This is a genomic window from Microbacterium endophyticum (assembly GCF_011047135.1).
In the GTDB taxonomy this organism is placed as follows: domain Bacteria; phylum Actinomycetota; class Actinomycetes; order Actinomycetales; family Microbacteriaceae; genus Microbacterium; species Microbacterium endophyticum.
In genome coordinates this window covers 2,560,433-2,576,765 of the sequence record NZ_CP049255.1, presented here as the reverse complement: position 1 = coordinate 2,576,765, position 16,333 = coordinate 2,560,433, and the positions used below count along the sequence as shown (strand labels likewise).

13 protein-coding genes and 2 riboswitches are annotated in these 16,333 nt (G+C 61.5%); of the genes, 2 read left to right on the top strand and 11 right to left on the bottom strand.

Translation table 11 applies throughout. From position 1 onward, the window contains the following. Positions 1-6: 6 nt before the first annotated feature. The 4 genes from G6N83_RS12010 to G6N83_RS11995 form a co-directional block, all read right to left on the bottom strand. A complete protein-coding gene (locus G6N83_RS12010; RefSeq protein ID WP_165142365.1) occupies positions 7-1,674 on the bottom strand; it encodes a dipeptide ABC transporter ATP-binding protein in 1,668 nt (555 codons plus the stop codon). Next, entirely contained in the window at positions 1,671-2,618 is a 948-nt protein-coding gene (locus G6N83_RS12005) for an ABC transporter permease (protein ID WP_165142363.1), read from the bottom strand. Before G6N83_RS12005 ends, G6N83_RS12010 begins: the two co-directional genes overlap by 4 nt. Beyond that, positions 2,608-3,537, bottom strand: coding sequence for an ABC transporter permease (locus tag G6N83_RS12000; RefSeq protein ID WP_165142361.1), 930 nt, complete (start codon positions 3,535-3,537; stop codon positions 2,608-2,610). The genes G6N83_RS12005 and G6N83_RS12000 overlap by 11 nt, the downstream gene beginning before the upstream one ends. 165 nt (positions 3,538-3,702) lie before the next feature. After that, positions 3,703-5,328: a peptide ABC transporter substrate-binding protein gene (locus tag G6N83_RS11995; protein WP_241246204.1), complete on the bottom strand. Its 1,626-nt coding sequence runs from the start codon at positions 5,326-5,328 to the stop codon at positions 3,703-3,705. 297 nt (positions 5,329-5,625) lie between these two features. Between G6N83_RS11995 and G6N83_RS11990 the strand changes: the two genes are divergently transcribed. Next, entirely contained in the window at positions 5,626-6,444 is an 819-nt protein-coding gene (locus G6N83_RS11990; protein WP_183408398.1) for a CPBP family intramembrane glutamic endopeptidase, read from the top strand. Positions 6,445-6,448: 4 nt separating this feature from the next. Here the strand turns inward: G6N83_RS11990 and gcvP are convergent, their stop codons facing one another. The 7 genes from gcvP to G6N83_RS11955 all read right to left on the bottom strand — a co-directional run bounded on the left by gcvP (position 6,449) and on the right by G6N83_RS11955 (position 15,505). After that, positions 6,449-9,268: an aminomethyl-transferring glycine dehydrogenase gene (gcvP, locus tag G6N83_RS11985; RefSeq protein ID WP_221188173.1), complete on the bottom strand. Its 2,820-nt coding sequence runs from the start codon at positions 9,266-9,268 to the stop codon at positions 6,449-6,451. A gap of 53 nt (positions 9,269-9,321) precedes the next feature. After that, on the bottom strand, positions 9,322-9,702 hold the full coding sequence (gene gcvH / locus G6N83_RS11980; protein WP_165142357.1) for a glycine cleavage system protein GcvH: 381 nt from the start codon (positions 9,700-9,702) through the stop codon (positions 9,322-9,324). Then, positions 9,699-10,868 (bottom strand): glycine cleavage system aminomethyltransferase GcvT, encoded by a 1,170-nt coding sequence (gene gcvT / locus G6N83_RS11975; RefSeq protein ID WP_165142355.1) that lies wholly within the window; start codon positions 10,866-10,868, stop codon positions 9,699-9,701. Before gcvT ends, gcvH begins: the two co-directional genes overlap by 4 nt. Before the next feature lie 42 nt (positions 10,869-10,910). Next, positions 10,911-11,004: riboswitch (glycine riboswitch) on the bottom strand. Further along, a riboswitch (glycine riboswitch) is annotated at positions 11,005-11,095 on the bottom strand. Positions 11,096-11,156: 61 nt separating this feature from the next. Further along, positions 11,157-12,599 carry an amidohydrolase gene (locus tag G6N83_RS11970; protein WP_165142353.1) on the bottom strand — a complete coding sequence of 481 codons (1,443 nt, stop codon included), beginning with the start codon at positions 12,597-12,599 and terminating at the stop codon, positions 11,157-11,159. 48 nt (positions 12,600-12,647) lie between these two features. Continuing rightward, positions 12,648-13,388 (bottom strand): hypothetical protein, encoded by a 741-nt coding sequence (locus tag G6N83_RS11965; RefSeq protein ID WP_165142351.1) that lies wholly within the window; start codon positions 13,386-13,388, stop codon positions 12,648-12,650. Between the two features lie 26 nt (positions 13,389-13,414). Next, a complete protein-coding gene (locus G6N83_RS11960; protein ID WP_165142349.1) occupies positions 13,415-14,161 on the bottom strand; it encodes a DUF5058 family protein in 747 nt (248 codons plus the stop codon). A gap of 147 nt (positions 14,162-14,308) precedes the next feature. After that, positions 14,309-15,505, bottom strand: a complete 1,197-nt coding sequence (locus G6N83_RS11955) for a MarP family serine protease (RefSeq protein WP_165142347.1) — start codon at positions 15,503-15,505, stop codon at positions 14,309-14,311. A 113-nt stretch (positions 15,506-15,618) separates the two neighbouring features. On the opposite strand from G6N83_RS11955, the gene G6N83_RS11950 reads away from it, so the two are divergent. Continuing rightward, the gene (locus G6N83_RS11950; protein WP_165142345.1) at positions 15,619-16,326 is read left to right on the top strand and encodes an NUDIX hydrolase; all 708 of its coding nucleotides are present in this window, start codon (positions 15,619-15,621) and stop codon (positions 16,324-16,326) included. The last annotated feature ends 7 nt before the right edge of the window (positions 16,327-16,333 follow it).

Below are 16,333 nucleotides of genomic sequence, written 5' to 3'. Positions count from 1 at the left end.
ATCCGCTCAGAGGTTCCCTCCGAGCGGGATCGTGGCACCCGGGATCGCATCGAGCAGCTTGCGAGTGTATTCCTCGGCGGGGTTCGAGAAGATCTCGTCGACGCTCCCCTGCTCGACGATGCGGCCGCGCTCCATAACACTCACGGTGTCGGCCGCCACACGCACAACGGCAAGGTCGTGTGTGATGAAGAGATACGACAGGCCCAGTTCTGATTGCAGCTCTGCGAGCAGTTGCAGAATCTGGTCCTGAACGAGCACGTCAAGGGCCGAAACTGCTTCATCGAGCACAACGATGTCGGGTTTCAACGCGAGCGCACGCGCAATTGCGACGCGCTGACGCTGTCCACCCGAGAGCTCGCTCGGATAACGAGTCGCCAGGTCTTGCGGAAGCGACACCTGGTCGAGCAATTCGCGCACTCGCTCCCGGTGGGACTTCTTGTCGCCGACCTTGTGGATCTCCAACGGCTCAGAAATCGTGTTGCCGATGTTCCGCTGCGGGTCCAACGAGCCGTAAGGATCCTGGAAAACCGGCTGGAGCCTGCGTCGGAGATCGAATACCTCGCGGTTCGGCATCGACGCAATATCGACGCCGTCGATCTCGATGGCACCGCTTGTCGGCTTCTCGAGTCGAAGCACCATCTTGGCAACAGTCGACTTTCCAGAACCGGACTCCCCTACCAGAGCAAGAGTCTTGCCCTTCGGGATTTCGAACGACACCTCGTCGACAGCGCGGAAAGATTCGGACTTGAACGAGCCCATCCGAATCTTGTATTCCTTGGTGAGATCCGAGACGCGGATCGCGGGTGCCGCATCGGTCGCCGCGGCCACTATGTGCTCGCGCGGAGTCGCGACGGCTGCCATCCGCTGAGATGCGATAGATGGCGCAGCGGCGACGAGCTTCTTCGTGTAGGGATGAATCGGGTTCTGCAAGATCTCCCGGCTCGGACCCGACTCCACGATCTCGCCGTGCTGCATCACGATGATCTTCTCGGCACGCTCTGCAGCAAGCCCGAGGTCGTGGGTGATCAGCAGCACCGACGTCGATTTCTCCCGTGTCAGGCTCGCCATATGGTCGAGGATCACGCGCTGCACGGTCACGTCAAGTGCCGAGGTGGGCTCATCCGCAATCAGCAACTTCGGGTCTGCGGCAAGCCCAATACCGATGAGCGCGCGCTGGCGCATACCGCCGGAGAACTGGTGCGGGAACTGATGCAGGCGTTTCGCGGCATCCGCGAGGCCCGCCTGCTGCAGGACTTCGATGGCGCGCGCCTCAACGTCTTTTCGGTTGGTGGCGATTCCGTTAGCCCGAATCGCTTCCTTCACCTGAAACCCGATGCTCCACACCGGGTTGAGGTTCGACATCGGGTCCTGCGGCACGTAGCCGATCTCGCGACCGCGGACATTCTCCATCTGACGCGGTGTCAGCGTGGTGAGTTCGCGACCCGCAAGAGTGATCGAGCCCGAAGTCACGTGGCCCGTTCCGGGGAGAAGTGAAATCACAGCGGATGCCGTTGTCGATTTGCCCGAGCCGGACTCGCCCACGATCGCGACGGTCTCGCCGGGGAAAACATCGAGACTCACGCTGTGGAGAACCTCGCGCGAACCCTCCTGCGTGTCGAATGCGACTCTGAGGTCACGGATGCTCAGCAGAGGTTCCGGCGTTACTTCGCTCATCGGAGGGCCCTCGCTCTCGGGTCGAGGGCGTCTCGTGTGAGCTCACCCAAAAGGATGAAGGCGAGGACCGTGACGGTCAACGCGATCGAAGGATAGATAAGTGCCATCGGAGCGACGCGGAGCGACGTCTGAGCCTGAGCAATGTCATTGCCCCACGACATCGTGCCACTGCCAAGACCGACGCCGAGGAACGAAAGCGTAGCCTCTGCAACGATCGCGGCCGCGAGCGACAGCGTCGAGATCACCAGGAGGGGGGCGATTGCGTTGGGGATGACGTGCGAGACCAAGGTCTGGAATCGGGTCTGACCCAGCGCGAGTGAAGCGGTGATGTAATCCGCCTGCCGCACCCGCAGCACCTCGGCCCGCACAACTCGCGCGGTTGACGCCCAGGCGAAGCCACCGATCGCAAACGCGAGAACAAACACGTTCTTGTAGTCAGCCAGAACACTCATCACGACGATTGCGGCGAGGATATAAGGAATCGAGAAGAAAATATCGCCGATGCGGGACAGCAGTGAATCGAGCCATCCACCGTAAAAACCAGCGAGTGCGCCCATGATCAGACCGATTGTCGAGCCAATCACGGTAGCGATGATGCCGACCGACAACGACGTCCGTGCGCCCCATACGATGCGCGCGTAGATATCGCATCCGAGGAAGGTAAACCCGAGCGGGTGTCCGTCCGTGGGCCCTCCGTTGGAGTTGGCCAGCTGGCAGTTGTCTGTGGGCGACGTTTGCGTGAAAAGCGTCGGCCATACCGACATCAAGAGCACGATCAAAACGATCAGCAGCGATAGCCAGAAGGTCGGGCGTTTTCGGAGATCTCGCCACGCATCGCGCCAAAGGCTGGAAGGCTTCTCATCGACACGAACAACGTCGACTGCAACGCTCTCGTCTTTGATGGGCGCGACGTAGTGCCCATTCAGGTTTTGATTACTTGACATAGCGAATCCTCGGGTCGAGCAGACCGTAGAGCAGGTCAATCACGAGATTGACGAGCACGTAGATGATGACGAAGACGGTAACGAACGAAACGATCGTGGGGCCTTCGTGACGGAGCGTCGCCTGGAAGAGCGTATTTCCGACTCCGGGAACGTTGAAGATGCCCTCCGTCACGGTCGCGCCGACGAGCAGCACTCCGAAGTTTGTCGCGGAGTTCGTGATGACCGGGATGAGCGAGTTGCGAAGCACGTGGGTCGGGATGACCTGACGACGCGACATTCCCTTGCTGTATGCGGTACGGACCCAATCCTGATTGAGCGTGTCGATAACCGACCCGCGCATGAGGCGCATGCTTGTCGCGTACAGGCTGAGACCGAGCACGATTGCGGGGAGCCAGAGATCACCCCAGTCGTTCTGGGCGCCTACCGTTGGGCTGAACCATCCCCATTGAATGGCCAAGAAGTACTGTGCAAGGAATGCCAACACGAAGATCGGCATCGCGACGAAAAGCAGAGAGACGACCAAGGCGGTGTTGTCGAAGATCTTGCCCTTACGCAGAGCCGAGACTGTTCCGATGATGATCGCGAGAACGAACTCGATACCGATCGCCATCACGGCCAGTCGACCGGTTACCGGCAGCGTTCTCGCAAGTACGTCGTTGACTGACTGTCCCGAGAACGTGTCGCCCAGATCTCCTCGGAAGATACCGGTGATGTAGTAGAAGTACTGGACGATGAATGGGTCGTTCAGGTGGTACTGATCTTGAAGCGAAGCCAGCAATGCCGCGTTCGGTGTTTTATCGCCGAAGAGGGCGAGAATCGGGTCGCCAGGCATGGCGAACACCAGGAAATAAATCAGCAGCGTGGACCCGAAAAATACGGGAATCAACTGCAGCACACGTCTGAGGATGTAGCCGAGCATGTGCGCTCCCTCCGGCTAAGGACTTTGGACCATCGCAACCGATCGGGTGCGATCCTCCGCCCGCTAAGGGCTAAACCCGACTGGTGTGGCGCCAGGTAAGCCCATGGAACAGACCGCGAGGCGGTGACGTTGTCGTCACCGCCTCGCGGGTGCGATCATCCGAGATTACTCGGACTTGGTGATCGCGTAGTACAGCGGAACAGAGTTCCAACCGAACTGAACGTTGTCGACAGCTTCGCTGTAGCCACCGTTGACGTTCGAGTACCAGAGCGGGATAGCCGGCAGGTCCTGGAGGAGAATCTCCTGTGCGGCCTGGAAGTTCTCGTTCTGAACCTCGACGTCTTCGCTCGAGATGCCCTCGGCGAGCAGCGCGTCGAACTCAGCGTTCGAGTAGTCACCGTCGTTTGAGCCAGCACCGGTTGCGTAGAGCGGTCCGAGGAAGTTGTACAGACCCGGGTAGTCGGCCTGCCATCCGGTGCGGAACGCTGTGGTGATCGTGCGCTGAGTTACCTCGGTGCGAAGCGACGCGAAGTCGACGTACGGTGCACCCGACGCGTCGATACCGAGCGTGTTCTTGATCGAGTTGGCGGTCGCGTCAACCCACGTTTGGTGCCCACCATCGGAGTTGTACGCAATCTGGAACGTGCCGTCCCAGGGCGAGATGGCGTCAGCCTCAGCCCAGAGCTTTACAGCTTCGTCCGGGTTGTAGTCGAGAACGTCAGCACCCTCAAGGGAGTCCGACCAGCCGGCGATAACCGGTGAGGTGAAGTCCTTGGCGGGGGTGCGAGTGCCCTCGAAGACGGTGTCGGTGATTTCTTCGCGGTTGATTGCCATCGAAAGTGCCGCACGGCGGAGCTGGCCCTCTTCGCCCGAGAAGTGCGCGAGGGTCTCAGGAATCGTGAACGACTGGAAGATGGCTGCGGGCTGGTTGACAGCACGCTCTCCGAGGTCGCTCTCGTAGGTGGCGAGAGACGACGTGGGGATGCCATCGATCACGTCGACGTTGCCGCCGAGAAGGTCGGCATATGCGGCTTCCTGGGTGGCGTAGAAGATGATGTCGAGTCCACCATTTTGGGGGGTACGGCCACCGGTGTAGTCCGGGTTGGTTACGAGGTCGATCTCCACATCGTGCTGCCACGCGTCATCACCGTCGAGCATGTACGGGCCGTTGCCGATGGGGTTCTCACCGAACGCGTCCATGTCGTCGAATGCTGCGTCAGGCAGCGGGTAGAAGGCGGAGTAGCCCAGGCGGAGTGCGAAGTCGGCCGCCGGCTTGTTCAGCGCGATCGTGAAGGTGTAGTCGTCCACCTGCTCGAGACCGGTGAGTTCCGAGTCCTCTTCGTAGCTGAAGCCCTCGATGTCCTCGAAGAAGTAGCTCGAAAGCTGCTCGTTCGAAGCAAGCGCTCCATAGTTCCACGCGTTGATGAAGTTATCGGCGGTCACTTCTTCGCCGTTGGTGAAGTACTGGCCTTCCTTGATCTTCACCGTGAGGTGCTGTGCGTCGTCGACCGTGATCGAATCAGCCACGTCGTTGACGGGGTCGCCATCAGCGTCGTAATAAACCAGACCCGCGAAGATCGAGTCGAGAATCTTTCCGCCACCAGTTTCGTTCGTGTTGGTGGGGATGAGTGGGTTCTGCGGCTCCGAGCCGTTGGTGCGAATGATCGACGACGACGATGAGTCGCCCGAGTCAGACGAACCGCTGCTCGAGCAGCCAGCGAGGGCAAGAGAGCCCGCCGCTGCGACTGCCAGAGAACCGAGAACGCGCTTGCGCCATGCCTTTTCAGACAATGTGTTCCTCCTGTGCAAAGGGATGAGTGCGGGCACGACGAAACTGAATGTTTCATCTGCCGCGGATAAGCAAAACATAAGCATGCGTTTACCCGATGGTCAAAATGCTGAGCGGAAAAGTTACATAGCTTTAACTGAAAAAGTTCCGCGTTGAGCATTATGACAAGTTCGAGGCGCGCGAGCGGCGCTTTTCTTGTCGGAATCGGAAGTTTCGAACCTATGAGAGAGCGATGAGCCGACGCCTTCTCGCCAGATACTTCTGACACGTTGCCGGCGATAGTGTGCGAGCCTTTTGACGTGCACGCAGAGCCGCCTCCGAGAACAGTCATCGAACCTCGCTCAGAGCCATCGAGAGGACGTCTCACCTGGGAGGTGTTACTTGTTCTCGCGGTCACCGTCGGACAATCGGCCCTCTACTCGGTGCTCTCCCTCGTGCGCTCGTATCTGCGTTCTCTCGAAGAACAATCGAGTATCGGATCTCAACAGACTCAGCTGAATCCGACTCGCGACTCCGAGGCACTGTGGGATGCGCTTTACCAACTGCTCGGGATCTTCTTCGCGCTCGCCCTGGTCGCACTCGTCGTCTATCTGATGTGGACGCCAGGGCAGAACGCCCTGCGCCGGATCGGACTCGACTTTCGGCATCCGTTCACAGATGCCGGGCGCGGCATCCTGCTGCTCGCAGTGATTGGAATTCCCGGTCTCGGCGTCTATGCCCTCGGTCGCACTCTCGGAATCACGCTGCAGGTCGACGCGTCTCCGCTCGACTCGGCGTGGTACACGATTCCGCTCCTCATTCTCGCAGCCGTCCGTGCCGGACTCACCGAAGAGATCATCTTCATCGGCTACCTCTTCGACCGGCTTCGGAGGCTCGGCTGGTCGTGGTGGGCGATCATTCTCTCGACTGCAGCGCTCCGTGGTGCCTACCACGCCTATCAGGGCATCGGTTCGATCATCGGAAACTTCGCGATGGGTGTGGTCTTCGGCTGGTGCTACCGCCGATGGGGGCGCGTGATGCCGCTCGTCATCGCGCACACCCTCATAGACATCATCGCGTTCGTGGGCTATCCGCTCGCGGTTTCGCTCTTTCCCGGGATCTTTGGACCGACACCGTGAGCTGTTAGGCGAAGGCCTCGATCGGCGGGCAGGCGCATACCAGGTTGCGGTCCCCGAATGCGTTATCGATTCGTCGCACAGGTGGCCAGTACTTGTTCCGCACAAGCGATCGCACCGGGTACACAGCGACTTCACGCGAATACGGATGCCGCCATTCGTCGTCGATCACGGCTTCGGCAGTGTGAGGCGCATTCACCAACGGGTTATCTTCCACCGGCCACTCGCCTGCGGCCACAGCATCAGCTTCGGCTTTGATGGCGATCATCGCGGCCACGAACCTATCGAGCTCGGCGAGATCTTCGGACTCGGTGGGCTCGACCATCAGTGTGCCCGCGACCGGGAACGACATCGTCGGAGCGTGAAAACCATAGTCGATGAGGCGCTTCGCGACATCGTCGACGGTGATGCCGGTCGCTTCGCGAAGCGGCCGGAGATCGAGGATGCACTCGTGAGCGACGAGTCCGTCCTCTCCCGTATACAGCACCGGGAAGTGCTCGCGAAGCCGTACTGCGATGTAGTTGGCCGCGAGGACCGCAGCAGCCGTGGCATCCTGCAGTCCTTCCGAGCCCATCATGCGCATGTAGGCCCATGAGATCGGCAAAATCGATGCCGATCCATAGGGAGCCGCTGACACCGGGCCGCCCTCGAAAACGAATCCTGAGGCATGGTCAGCGCGCTGAGCCAGCGGGTGCGATGGCAAAAACAGCGCGAGGTGAGCTTTTGCCGCAACCGGGCCAACGCCCGGGCCGCCGCCACCGTGCGGGATCGCGAACGTTTTGTGAAGGTTGAGGTGAGAGACATCGCCACCCAGATCGCCGAAGCGCGCGAAGCCCAGCAGCGCGTTGAGGTTCGCACCATCGACATACACCTGACCACCCGCGTCGTGAACCGCCTGCGTGATGTCGAGAACATCGTGTTCGTACACACCGTGGGTCGACGGGTAGGTGATCATGAGAGCGGCCAATGACTCCGCGTGTGCAGCGATTTTTGCCCGGAGGTCGTCGAGGTCGACGTTTCCGGCCACGTCACAGGCCACGACAACGACCTTCATGCCCGCGAGCACAGCGGATGCAGCATTCGTGCCGTGCGCCGACGAGGGGATCAGGCACACAGTGCGCTGATTGTCGCCGTTGGCCGCGTGATAGCCGCGGATCGCGAGAAGACCCGCGAGCTCCCCCTGCGAGCCGGCGTTCGGCTGCAACGACACGGCGTCGTACCCGGTTGCCTCAGCGAGCCAGGTTTCGAGCTGCTCGACGAGAGCCAGGTATCCGCGTACGTCGGCTTCGGGCGCAAACGGGTGCACGCGCGAGAACTCTGGCCACGAAACCGCTGCCATTTCGGTCGCGGCATTCAACTTCATGGTGCAGGAACCCAGCGGGATCATTCCGCGATCGAGCGCATAGTCGCGGTCAGCCAAGGTTTTGAGATACCGCATCATCGCCGTTTCGGAGTGATGAGCCGAAAACACCGGATGCTGCAGGTACGCCTCCGTACGGTGCAGGTGCTGTGGCACGCCAGCAAGCGCGGTGGCATCAGTGAGATCGAGCACAGGCTCAGCGTCTGACTCATTCGGAAGCCCGAATGCCCATACGACATCGGCGAGCTCAGCCGGTGTCGTGGTTTCGTCGACCGATATACCGACCGTGGCATCGTCGATGTCAGCGAGTTGGATGCCGCGGCTACGAGCGCGCTCAATCACACGCGCGGAAGGCCCGGGGGTGGTGACCCTGATCGTGTCGAAGAACGAGTCGGTCGCAAGCGAAAGTCCGTAGGAGCGGAGGCGTTCCGCGAGAGCATCTGTCTTCGTTGCGACGTCTGTTGCGATTGCCCGGAGACCCTCAGCACCGTGGTAGACCGCATACATCGATGCCATGACAGCCAGCAACACCTGTGCTGTGCAGATGTTCGACGTGGCCTTTTCGCGGCGAATGTGCTGTTCGCGAGTCTGCAGCGACAGCCGATAGGCGGGGTGGCCAACGGCATCCTGTGACACGCCGACGAGGCGACCGGGCAACTGGCGCTCAAGGCCCAGGCGCACGGCCATGTATCCGGCGTGGGGGCCACCGAAACCCATCGGTACGCCGAAACGCTGGGTCGTTCCCACGGCGACATCGGCGCCGAGCGTGCCAGGCGAGCGGAGCAGAGTGAGTGCCAAAAGGTCGGCAGCGACAACGGCGAGGCCGCCAGCGAGGTGAGTGGCTTCAATCACGCCGGATGGATCCCACACGCCTCCAGATGCGCCGGGGTACTGCACGAACGAACCGAACACATCGCCCGAGAGGGTCTGGCCCGCGGCAAAATCTACTTCGACGATGTCGATACCGACGGCTGCCGCACGGTGCTGCAAGAGCGCACGGGTCTGCGGCAGCGCATCAGTGTCGACAGCAAACACCGGTGACGCGCTCTTCGATGCGCGTCGTGCGAGCAGCATCCCCTCGACGACGGCCGTCGACTCGTCGAGCATCGAGGCGTTCGCGGTCGTCAGCCCCGTGAGATCGGTGACCATCGTCTGAAAGTTGATGAGAGCTTCGAGGCGACCCTGCGAAATTTCTGGCTGGTAGGGCGTGTACGCCGTGTACCAAGACGGGTTCTCGAAGACATTTCGTGCGATGACGGCGGGCGTGAAGGTGTCGTAGTACCCGAGCCCGATCATGCTGCGAGCGCCGCGGTTTTGCGATGCCAGCGCACGCAGTTCGGAAAGCGCCTCAGCTTCTGTTGCCGCAACTGGCAGTTCGGTCGTCGCTCGTGCCGTGACATGGATGGATGCCGGAACTGCCGCTGCCATCATCGCCTCGACGCTCTCGTAGCCGATGGCCGCCAGCATCTGCGCCTGGGCTGACCCGTCGATGCCGATGTGTCGTGCTGCGAACTCCCCGCTCACGCGTCAGCGCCGGTGAGTTCGACGTACGCGTCACGGTCGAGCAAGTCGGGGACCGGCTCGGCAATGCGCACAGTCACAAGCCACCCGCCCTCAAACGGCTCAGCGTTCACGACGGAGGGGTCATCGACGACGGCATCGTTGACTGCGACGACTTCGCCCGTGACAGGCGCGAAGAGCTCACCCACCGACTTCGTCGACTCGATCTCGCCGCAGACATCGCCAGCGACAATCGAACTGCCGACAGCAGGGAGTTCGACAAAGACCACGTCGCCCAGCTTGTCGGCGGCGAAGTCAGTCACACCGAAGCGGGCGAGATCCCCCTCGACCGAGACCCATTCGTGCTCGGGAGTGTACGAGAGTGCGGTGAGATCAGTCATTTCTTCCTCCGGTAAAAGGGCAGTGCGGTTACGGTGGCCGGGATGCGGGTGCCGCGCACATCGAGCGCGAGTTCAGTGCCGGGCGCTGCTACCGCCGGTGCGACGTACGCCATCGCGATGGGATGGCCAAGGGTCGGGCTCAACGCGCCGCTCGTGACCTCGCCGACGAGGTCGTCGCCTGAGTACACGGCATAGCCCGCGCGACCGGCGCGTCTTCCTGTCGAGGTGAGACCCACCAAGACCGGCGCTGCATCGTCGCTCGAAGCATCGTCGCTCGAAGCGGCGAGCGCCGTGCGCCCGACGAACTTCGGCTTATCGAGCACGACGACGCGGGCAAGTCCCGCCTGCGCCGGGCGAATATCGCGTGAAAGTTCATGTCCGTAAAGCGGCATTCCCGCCTCGAGCCGAAGCGTGTCACGTGCGGCGAGACCCGCCGGAACGATGCCGTGCTCGCTGCCCACGCTCAGCAGCGTGTGCCAGAGCGAAACAGCGGATGCCGCCGGCACGTAGATCTCGAAGCCATCTTCTCCGGTGTAGCCGGTGCGGGCGATCTGCACCGCCACTGGCGCGCCGCCCTCGGCGTGGAATTCCCCGTGTCCGAGCCGGTAGTACTTCAGCTGCTCAAGATCGCCGCTCGTCACGGTGAGCTGCGCGGTCGCTGCGAGAATCGCTTGTGAGGCGGGCCCCTGCACTGCGATGAGAGCTAGGTCGTCGGATGCATCGACCAGGCGCACGTCGAACCCGCCAACGCGCTCGTGGAGAGCCGTCGCGACCGCATCACGGTTACCGGCGTTTGCAACGACCATGATTTTCTCGGCGCTGAACCGGTACACGATGACGTCATCGACGATGCCACCGTTCTCGTCGAGCACGAGGCTGTACTTCGCCTGGTCATCAACGAGCGCTGAGATTCTTCCGGCCAGGGCGACGTCGAGGAAGCGACCGGCTTCGGGCCCTTCGACGAAGAACTCCCCCATGTGCGAGATGTCGAATATTCCGGCAGCCGAGCGAACAGCATGATGTTCAGCGAGGTCGGAGGTGTAGCGCACCGGCATCAACCAGCCGCCGAAGTCGGTGAAAGATGCGCCGAGGGCTTCGTGCGCAGCGTGAAGGGGGCTACGGCGAACCTCGGGTGAGGGCGACTCAGTAGGTACGGCACTCGTCATGAAGGAACTCCAGATACGGCATCCGATGAGGATGCGGTGGGTTCCTCCCGCTCTGTCATAAGCCTGAGAGTTTCCGCGTGACCGAAGTCACGCTTGCCCCGTCGGCGGATGCGCGAAGCACCACTTTCCAGAGTGACCTGCCGCCACGGTACGTGAGCCTGAGAGATTCCGGGAGGAGTTGCTCCTACGGCAGCCGCGGTGAAGCGACGTTCTCCCGTGGCGGGTGTGCGGTCATGTAGTTGTGATCTGAAGTCTAGTAGAACTAGCGGCGCCCGCGTGGCATCCGCGCTAGCCGATGAATGCTTCATTTCCGACACGCAACGGTGGCGGCACAATCCCATCCGGAATCGGGCAGTCGTAGGGAGTGCGGGCGAGAACGGCCTCGAATTCGGCTGTGGCTTCGGAGAGGAGCTTCGGATCGATCGCGATGTCGACAGTTGTTGCCGCCATCGCCGCGGCCGCGTGGAGCATGCCTTTGTGCGCCGCCGGAAGAGTGCCCTGCGCAACCATCTGCCAGGAATGCATTGGCGTGCCCACAGCGTGGGTGCCACCCGAAATTTGCACTGTCGGCGCTATCCAGCTCACGTCGCCGACGTCGGTTGAGCCAGTCATTTGGTAGCGCGCATACGGACTGCCAAGGGGTGCGACCCCGCTAAACAACGGTTCTTCTCCCGTCACTCCGAGAAGACGGCGGATGCCGACGACCTCTGCAGCAGGGTAGGCATCGGTGTAGAGCGCTGCCTTGTCCTGGTCGAGATCGTCGAAGGGAACTCCCCCAATCTTCTCGACGTTCGCATGGAGTGCCTGCTCAAGCGCGTTGTTCGGCAGCAGCTCGGCGCATGCTCCGTCGAAATCCACCTCGAGCGTGGTTTCGGTCATGAGCGCTGCACCCTCGGCGATCTTGACGACGCGGTCGTAGAGGCTGCGCATCTGAGCGACATCGACGGCGCGAACGATGTAATACACCGAGGCATTGGCCTGTACGACGTTCGGGGACGTACCGCCGGCATCTGTGATGGCGTAGTGCACGCGAGCGCTGTCGGGCATGTGCTCGCGCAAAAAGTTCGTGCCGATATTCAACAGTTCAACGGCGTCGAGTGCGCTCCGACCAAGGTGCGGTGCTGAGCCCGCGTGAGCGGCAACCCCCGTGAAGCGAAAGTGGACCTGGGTATATGCCAGCGACAGCACCTGACGGGTACTCATGACAGAACCGGGGTGCCACGACACCGCGGCGTCGATACCCTCGAAGGCACCGCCCTTCACCATGAACGTCTTGCCTGCGGCGGCTTCTTCTGCGGGACAACCGTAGTAACGCACACGCCCCGGTAGCGCGTTCACTTCTAGGTATCGAGCGGCCGCGACCGCTGCGAGAAGCGAACCACTCCCGAGCAGGTTGTGACCGCATCCGTGGCCGTTCGGGTTGTCGGTGTCGGAGTTGGGTAGCGGCTCGGTGGCACCGGCCTCTTGACTCAGACCCGCGAGAGCATCAAACTCCCCGAGTATTGCGATGAGCGGGCCGGATTCCCCTTTCTCAGCCGAAAACGCCGTGGGGATGCCGGCGACGTTCCGTTCGATGTGGAAACCAAACTCAACGGCGACCTCTATCTGCTTTTCGACTGACGCATGCTCTTGCCACCGAAGCTGCGGGTTGGCCCAGATCTCATCGCTGAGTTGGATGAAGCGAGACCCGACCTGGGCGACGATCTCGGAGATGGGCGTGGTGTCTTTCATCGGTCCTCATTTCTCCGCGGTGCGTAATCGATCAGAATCAGATATTCGCTAAGACACGTCTTCGATCGACTCCGCGGCCACCTTTTTCGAGCGTGTCAGCCAAGCGACTGTTGCTGTCAAAACGACGGCAAGCACTGTCGCAAGCGATGAAAGCGCGGGCACAAGCAGCGAAAGGCCGAAAAGAACCACGCTCACCAGGGCAGCGACGATAAGCACGCGCGGCTGCGATCGATTGGTCATGATGATCTGCACGACGAAGCCGCCGAGTACCGCCGGAAAAATGTACGTGCTCACCGCCGTCAGGAAGGCCTCGGGCAACACGTGCAGCAAGACGGTTCCGAGAAGACCCACGAAGACGACGAGCGAGACGACATGCACGAGGGCCGCGCCACAGATTGCCAGGATGGCAGCAAGATCGGCGCGTTTCGTCCCAGTCTTCGCCCCGATGCTCGCTTGCCCTGCCACGGCCGACGGCAGCAGCTTGTTCGAGATATTCCCGATCATGAACGCTTGATACATCGCGGCTGGTCCGAGGATCGGAAAGTAGGCGAACGGCTCCAGCACCCAAATGACGCCAACGACTGCGGCGATGGCAAGAAAGGCGACCCAGACTTTGCCGGCGTCGACCTGAAGACCCGAGAAATACACGAGCCAAATCGGCCCTGCCAGTGAAAAGACCAAGCCGAAGAGCATGGTGATGCGGCCCCAGCGGGCCGTGGTCTTGTCGAAAGCTGCCCACGCTGGAGTGTCTCGTGCTTCAGTTGCGGCGTCGAGTGGCGTGTTTGTCATGTCAATGCTCCGTGTCTCGGCGTCGATTAAGCGGTGGCGGTGGTGAGTGCGTAGGCGACGAGGACGCTGCCGATGATGCCAAAGCCCAACGCCCACTCCTGCAGCCACCCAGCACGCAGTCGCGTCGAGAGCAAAACCGCAAGCGCGACGATGCCGGCAGAAACGAGCACGACAACGGCGTTGATCCATCCCTTCGCACCCTCGATCAGCAGGTTCGTGAAGAACGCGCCGGCGAGCGCAGCTGCAGGAATGATCGTCATCACCAGCGGATTCGCTTTAGAGAGTTTCACCGATCCACGAGTAAGAAACGGGGTTGCGATCAAGGTGACGATCATCCACATCGAACCCGCGATGGCCATCGCGAGGAGGGCGACCGCGAACACTCCCTGCGTGTAGCCCTCTCCCCCGAGAGTTGCACCCTGCACGCCGGTGGCGATGCTCGCGGAGAGCGTCTCGTAAGGCGCAGATCCGATCAGCCCGATGCGCACGAGTGTCGCCGGCGTGCCGAAGAGCGAGATCAGCGCGATCGCGATCATCGAAACAGCCAGCGACGGACCAATTGCAGCGAAGGCACCCGTTCGCATCGCTTTCGCGCTGTCGGCCGGAGTGAGCCCGGCGTCGGGCGACACTCGACGCACGGCAAGAAAGTAAATGACCGATTGGATGACGATCACCGCAAGAACGGCGAGGGCACAAACCCAAAGAACAGGAGAATTCGCGATAGCGAGGATATCCGTCGAATCGGCATCGACAGACTGATACAGCAGGGTCATTTACGGTCTCCAATGCCGGGGAGTACACAGCACCCAGGTCGTGACTGATGCTCCGACACCGAAGTCAACTCGGGATATGTTTCCCGACAGTAACGACGAAACACACCGCACGTAAAGCACGCGCGTTCATGGCGTGTTGACGACAAGTCAGGTCGTACATGCCCCGGTGTCGACCCGCTCGGTGCTGGTAGCCGACTCTGCGATCACCGGAAGAAACTCCGCCGGCGTCATGGCGTAGCCGATGCTTTCGCCGTTGTCGGCTCGCGCGAAAATCACGCCCACGACATCACCGTCGAGCGACAACAGGGGTCCGCCCGAGTTGCCGGGATACACGTCGGCTGTCAACGCGTAAATCTCTCGTGGCGACGTCGATGTGCCGTATATGTCGGGGACCGACGCGGAACCTCTTGAGATGACACGAGCACCCACCATGCTGAATGGGCCGCCGTATGGGTATCCCTGCACTACTGCTTCCGCGTCGGCATCCAGGCTAGGTGCAACTGTCAATGGCGCAACACCCAGATCATCGACGGCGATCACTGCGAGGTCATCGACGGCATCGAAGTACACGACGCGCCCTTCTTTGGCACTCTCACCGGGAAACTCGACCATCGGCGCGTCCACTCCAGCTACGACGTGTGCGTTCGTGAGCACACGCTCGGGAGAAATCACAAAGCCGGTGCCGCTTGATGTGGTCCCGCACAGATAGGCGGCACCCGACACGCGGGCGACAGACTGCGCGGCCTCGGTGAGGGCGGGGTCATCGAGCGATATTTCCGGTGCAGGTTCAGATGTTCCGAGTGCGAGGCCGAGGTCGAGCACGTCGCCGAGTTGCGGCAGAGCCTCATCCCGCAAAAGAGCCTGCACTTTCGCGAGCCCGACCTCGACCGGCTCGGGCGTCAGTGAATCGATCACGCCAAGTACCCGTGACGATGACACTGCCGCCGGAACCACCGGCACGCCGGCAACCGCGATGGACTGTCCCACCAGCGAGAGCGTGAGAGCTGCAACGATCACACCGAGGGCACCACCAAAAATCCGCTCGATTCCACGCAGTGGGGTGCGGTCAACTCCGCGACGCAGGAATCCTCCGATCGCAGACCCGACACTCGCGCACACGACGACGATCAGTACCGGCAGAACGATGGATGCCACGCCCCGCCATCCCGCGTCTGGAATGAGTTCAGGCAGGTGAGGCGTGAGAAGGGGTACGAGCCAGAAGACGGCGACACATCCAAGGACGAGCCCGCCTAACACCCCGAGCGAGGACAACAGTCCGCGGCGGAAGCCGATGAGAAGCGCAAGCACGAGCACCACGATCGCTATGACGTCAACAACCAGCACTGCCACACTCCCCTACGTTTGCGACGCCAAGCGTAGGTGTCCAAGCTGTGGCGATCATGAAATTGACCTTCTAGTCAAAGAGACATTAAGATCGTATCGAGGTTAAGGTCACCATGACACGAACAGCATCCGTTGCTTCTTCTCCCACTGTGGGCACCGACGTCACTCGCGTCGCGGTGTCGACCGTGATCTTCAGCCTGCGCCGCGAACCCGGTGAAGTACGACCAACGCTTGTGCTTCCGCTCGTGAAGCGCACCCGCGACCCGTATGAAGGAGCATGGGCTCTACCAGGCGGTTGGCTCGACATCGCTGAGAATCTAGAGAGCGCCGCATCTCGCACCCTGGCGGAAACAACGGGTCTGTCGCCGAGTTATCTCGAGCAGTTGTACGCATTCGGCGCCGTCGATCGCTCCCCCAGCCGCGTCGTGTCGATCGTCTACTGGGCGCTGGTTCGTGAAGACATTTCGCGCACCGAGTCGTTCGAGAATGTGGCCTGGTTCGACGCGGCATCGCTCCCCCCACTCGCGTTCGATCACAATCAGATCGTCGGCTACGCCCTCTGGCGGCTGCGAAACAAGGTCGGCTACAGCCAGATCGCACACGGATTACTCGCGGACGAGTTCACTCTCGCCGAGCTTCGTGAAGTGTACGAGGCGATTCTTGACCGGCGCCTCGATCCGGCGAACTTCCGTCGCCAGGTTGAAAGTTCCGACACGCTACTTCCCACCGAATCTTTCCGTACCGGTAGCCACCGGCCGGCTCGCCTCTATCGCTATAACCAGGATGTCGAGCTCGCCGACCGCGGCCCGCTCGCCCACTGAAGGACAT

Excerpts from the sequence above, each read along its gene's own strand:
- G6N83_RS12000 (WP_165142361.1), bottom strand. The coding sequence starts at position 3,537 with ATGCTCGGCTACATCCTCAGACGTGTGCTGCAGTTGATTCCCGTATTT.
- G6N83_RS12010 (WP_165142365.1), bottom strand. The coding sequence starts at position 1,674 with ATGAGCGAAGTAACGCCGGAACCTCTGCTGAGCATCCGTGACCTCAGA.
- gcvT (WP_165142355.1), bottom strand. The coding sequence starts at position 10,868 with ATGACGAGTGCCGTACCTACTGAGTCGCCCTCACCCGAGGTTCGCCGT.
- G6N83_RS11960 (WP_165142349.1), bottom strand. The coding sequence starts at position 14,161 with ATGACCCTGCTGTATCAGTCTGTCGATGCCGATTCGACGGATATCCTC.
- G6N83_RS11950 (WP_165142345.1), top strand. The coding sequence starts at position 15,619 with ATGACACGAACAGCATCCGTTGCTTCTTCTCCCACTGTGGGCACCGAC.
- G6N83_RS11970 (WP_165142353.1), bottom strand. The coding sequence starts at position 12,599 with ATGAAAGACACCACGCCCATCTCCGAGATCGTCGCCCAGGTCGGGTCT.
- gcvP (WP_221188173.1), bottom strand. The coding sequence starts at position 9,268 with ATGCTGGCGGCCATCGGCTACGAGAGCGTCGAGGCGATGATGGCAGCG.
- G6N83_RS12005 (WP_165142363.1), bottom strand. The coding sequence starts at position 2,618 with ATGTCAAGTAATCAAAACCTGAATGGGCACTACGTCGCGCCCATCAAA.
- G6N83_RS11965 (WP_165142351.1), bottom strand. The coding sequence starts at position 13,388 with ATGACAAACACGCCACTCGACGCCGCAACTGAAGCACGAGACACTCCA.
- gcvH (WP_165142357.1), bottom strand. The coding sequence starts at position 9,702 with ATGACTGATCTCACCGCACTCTCGTACACTCCCGAGCACGAATGGGTC.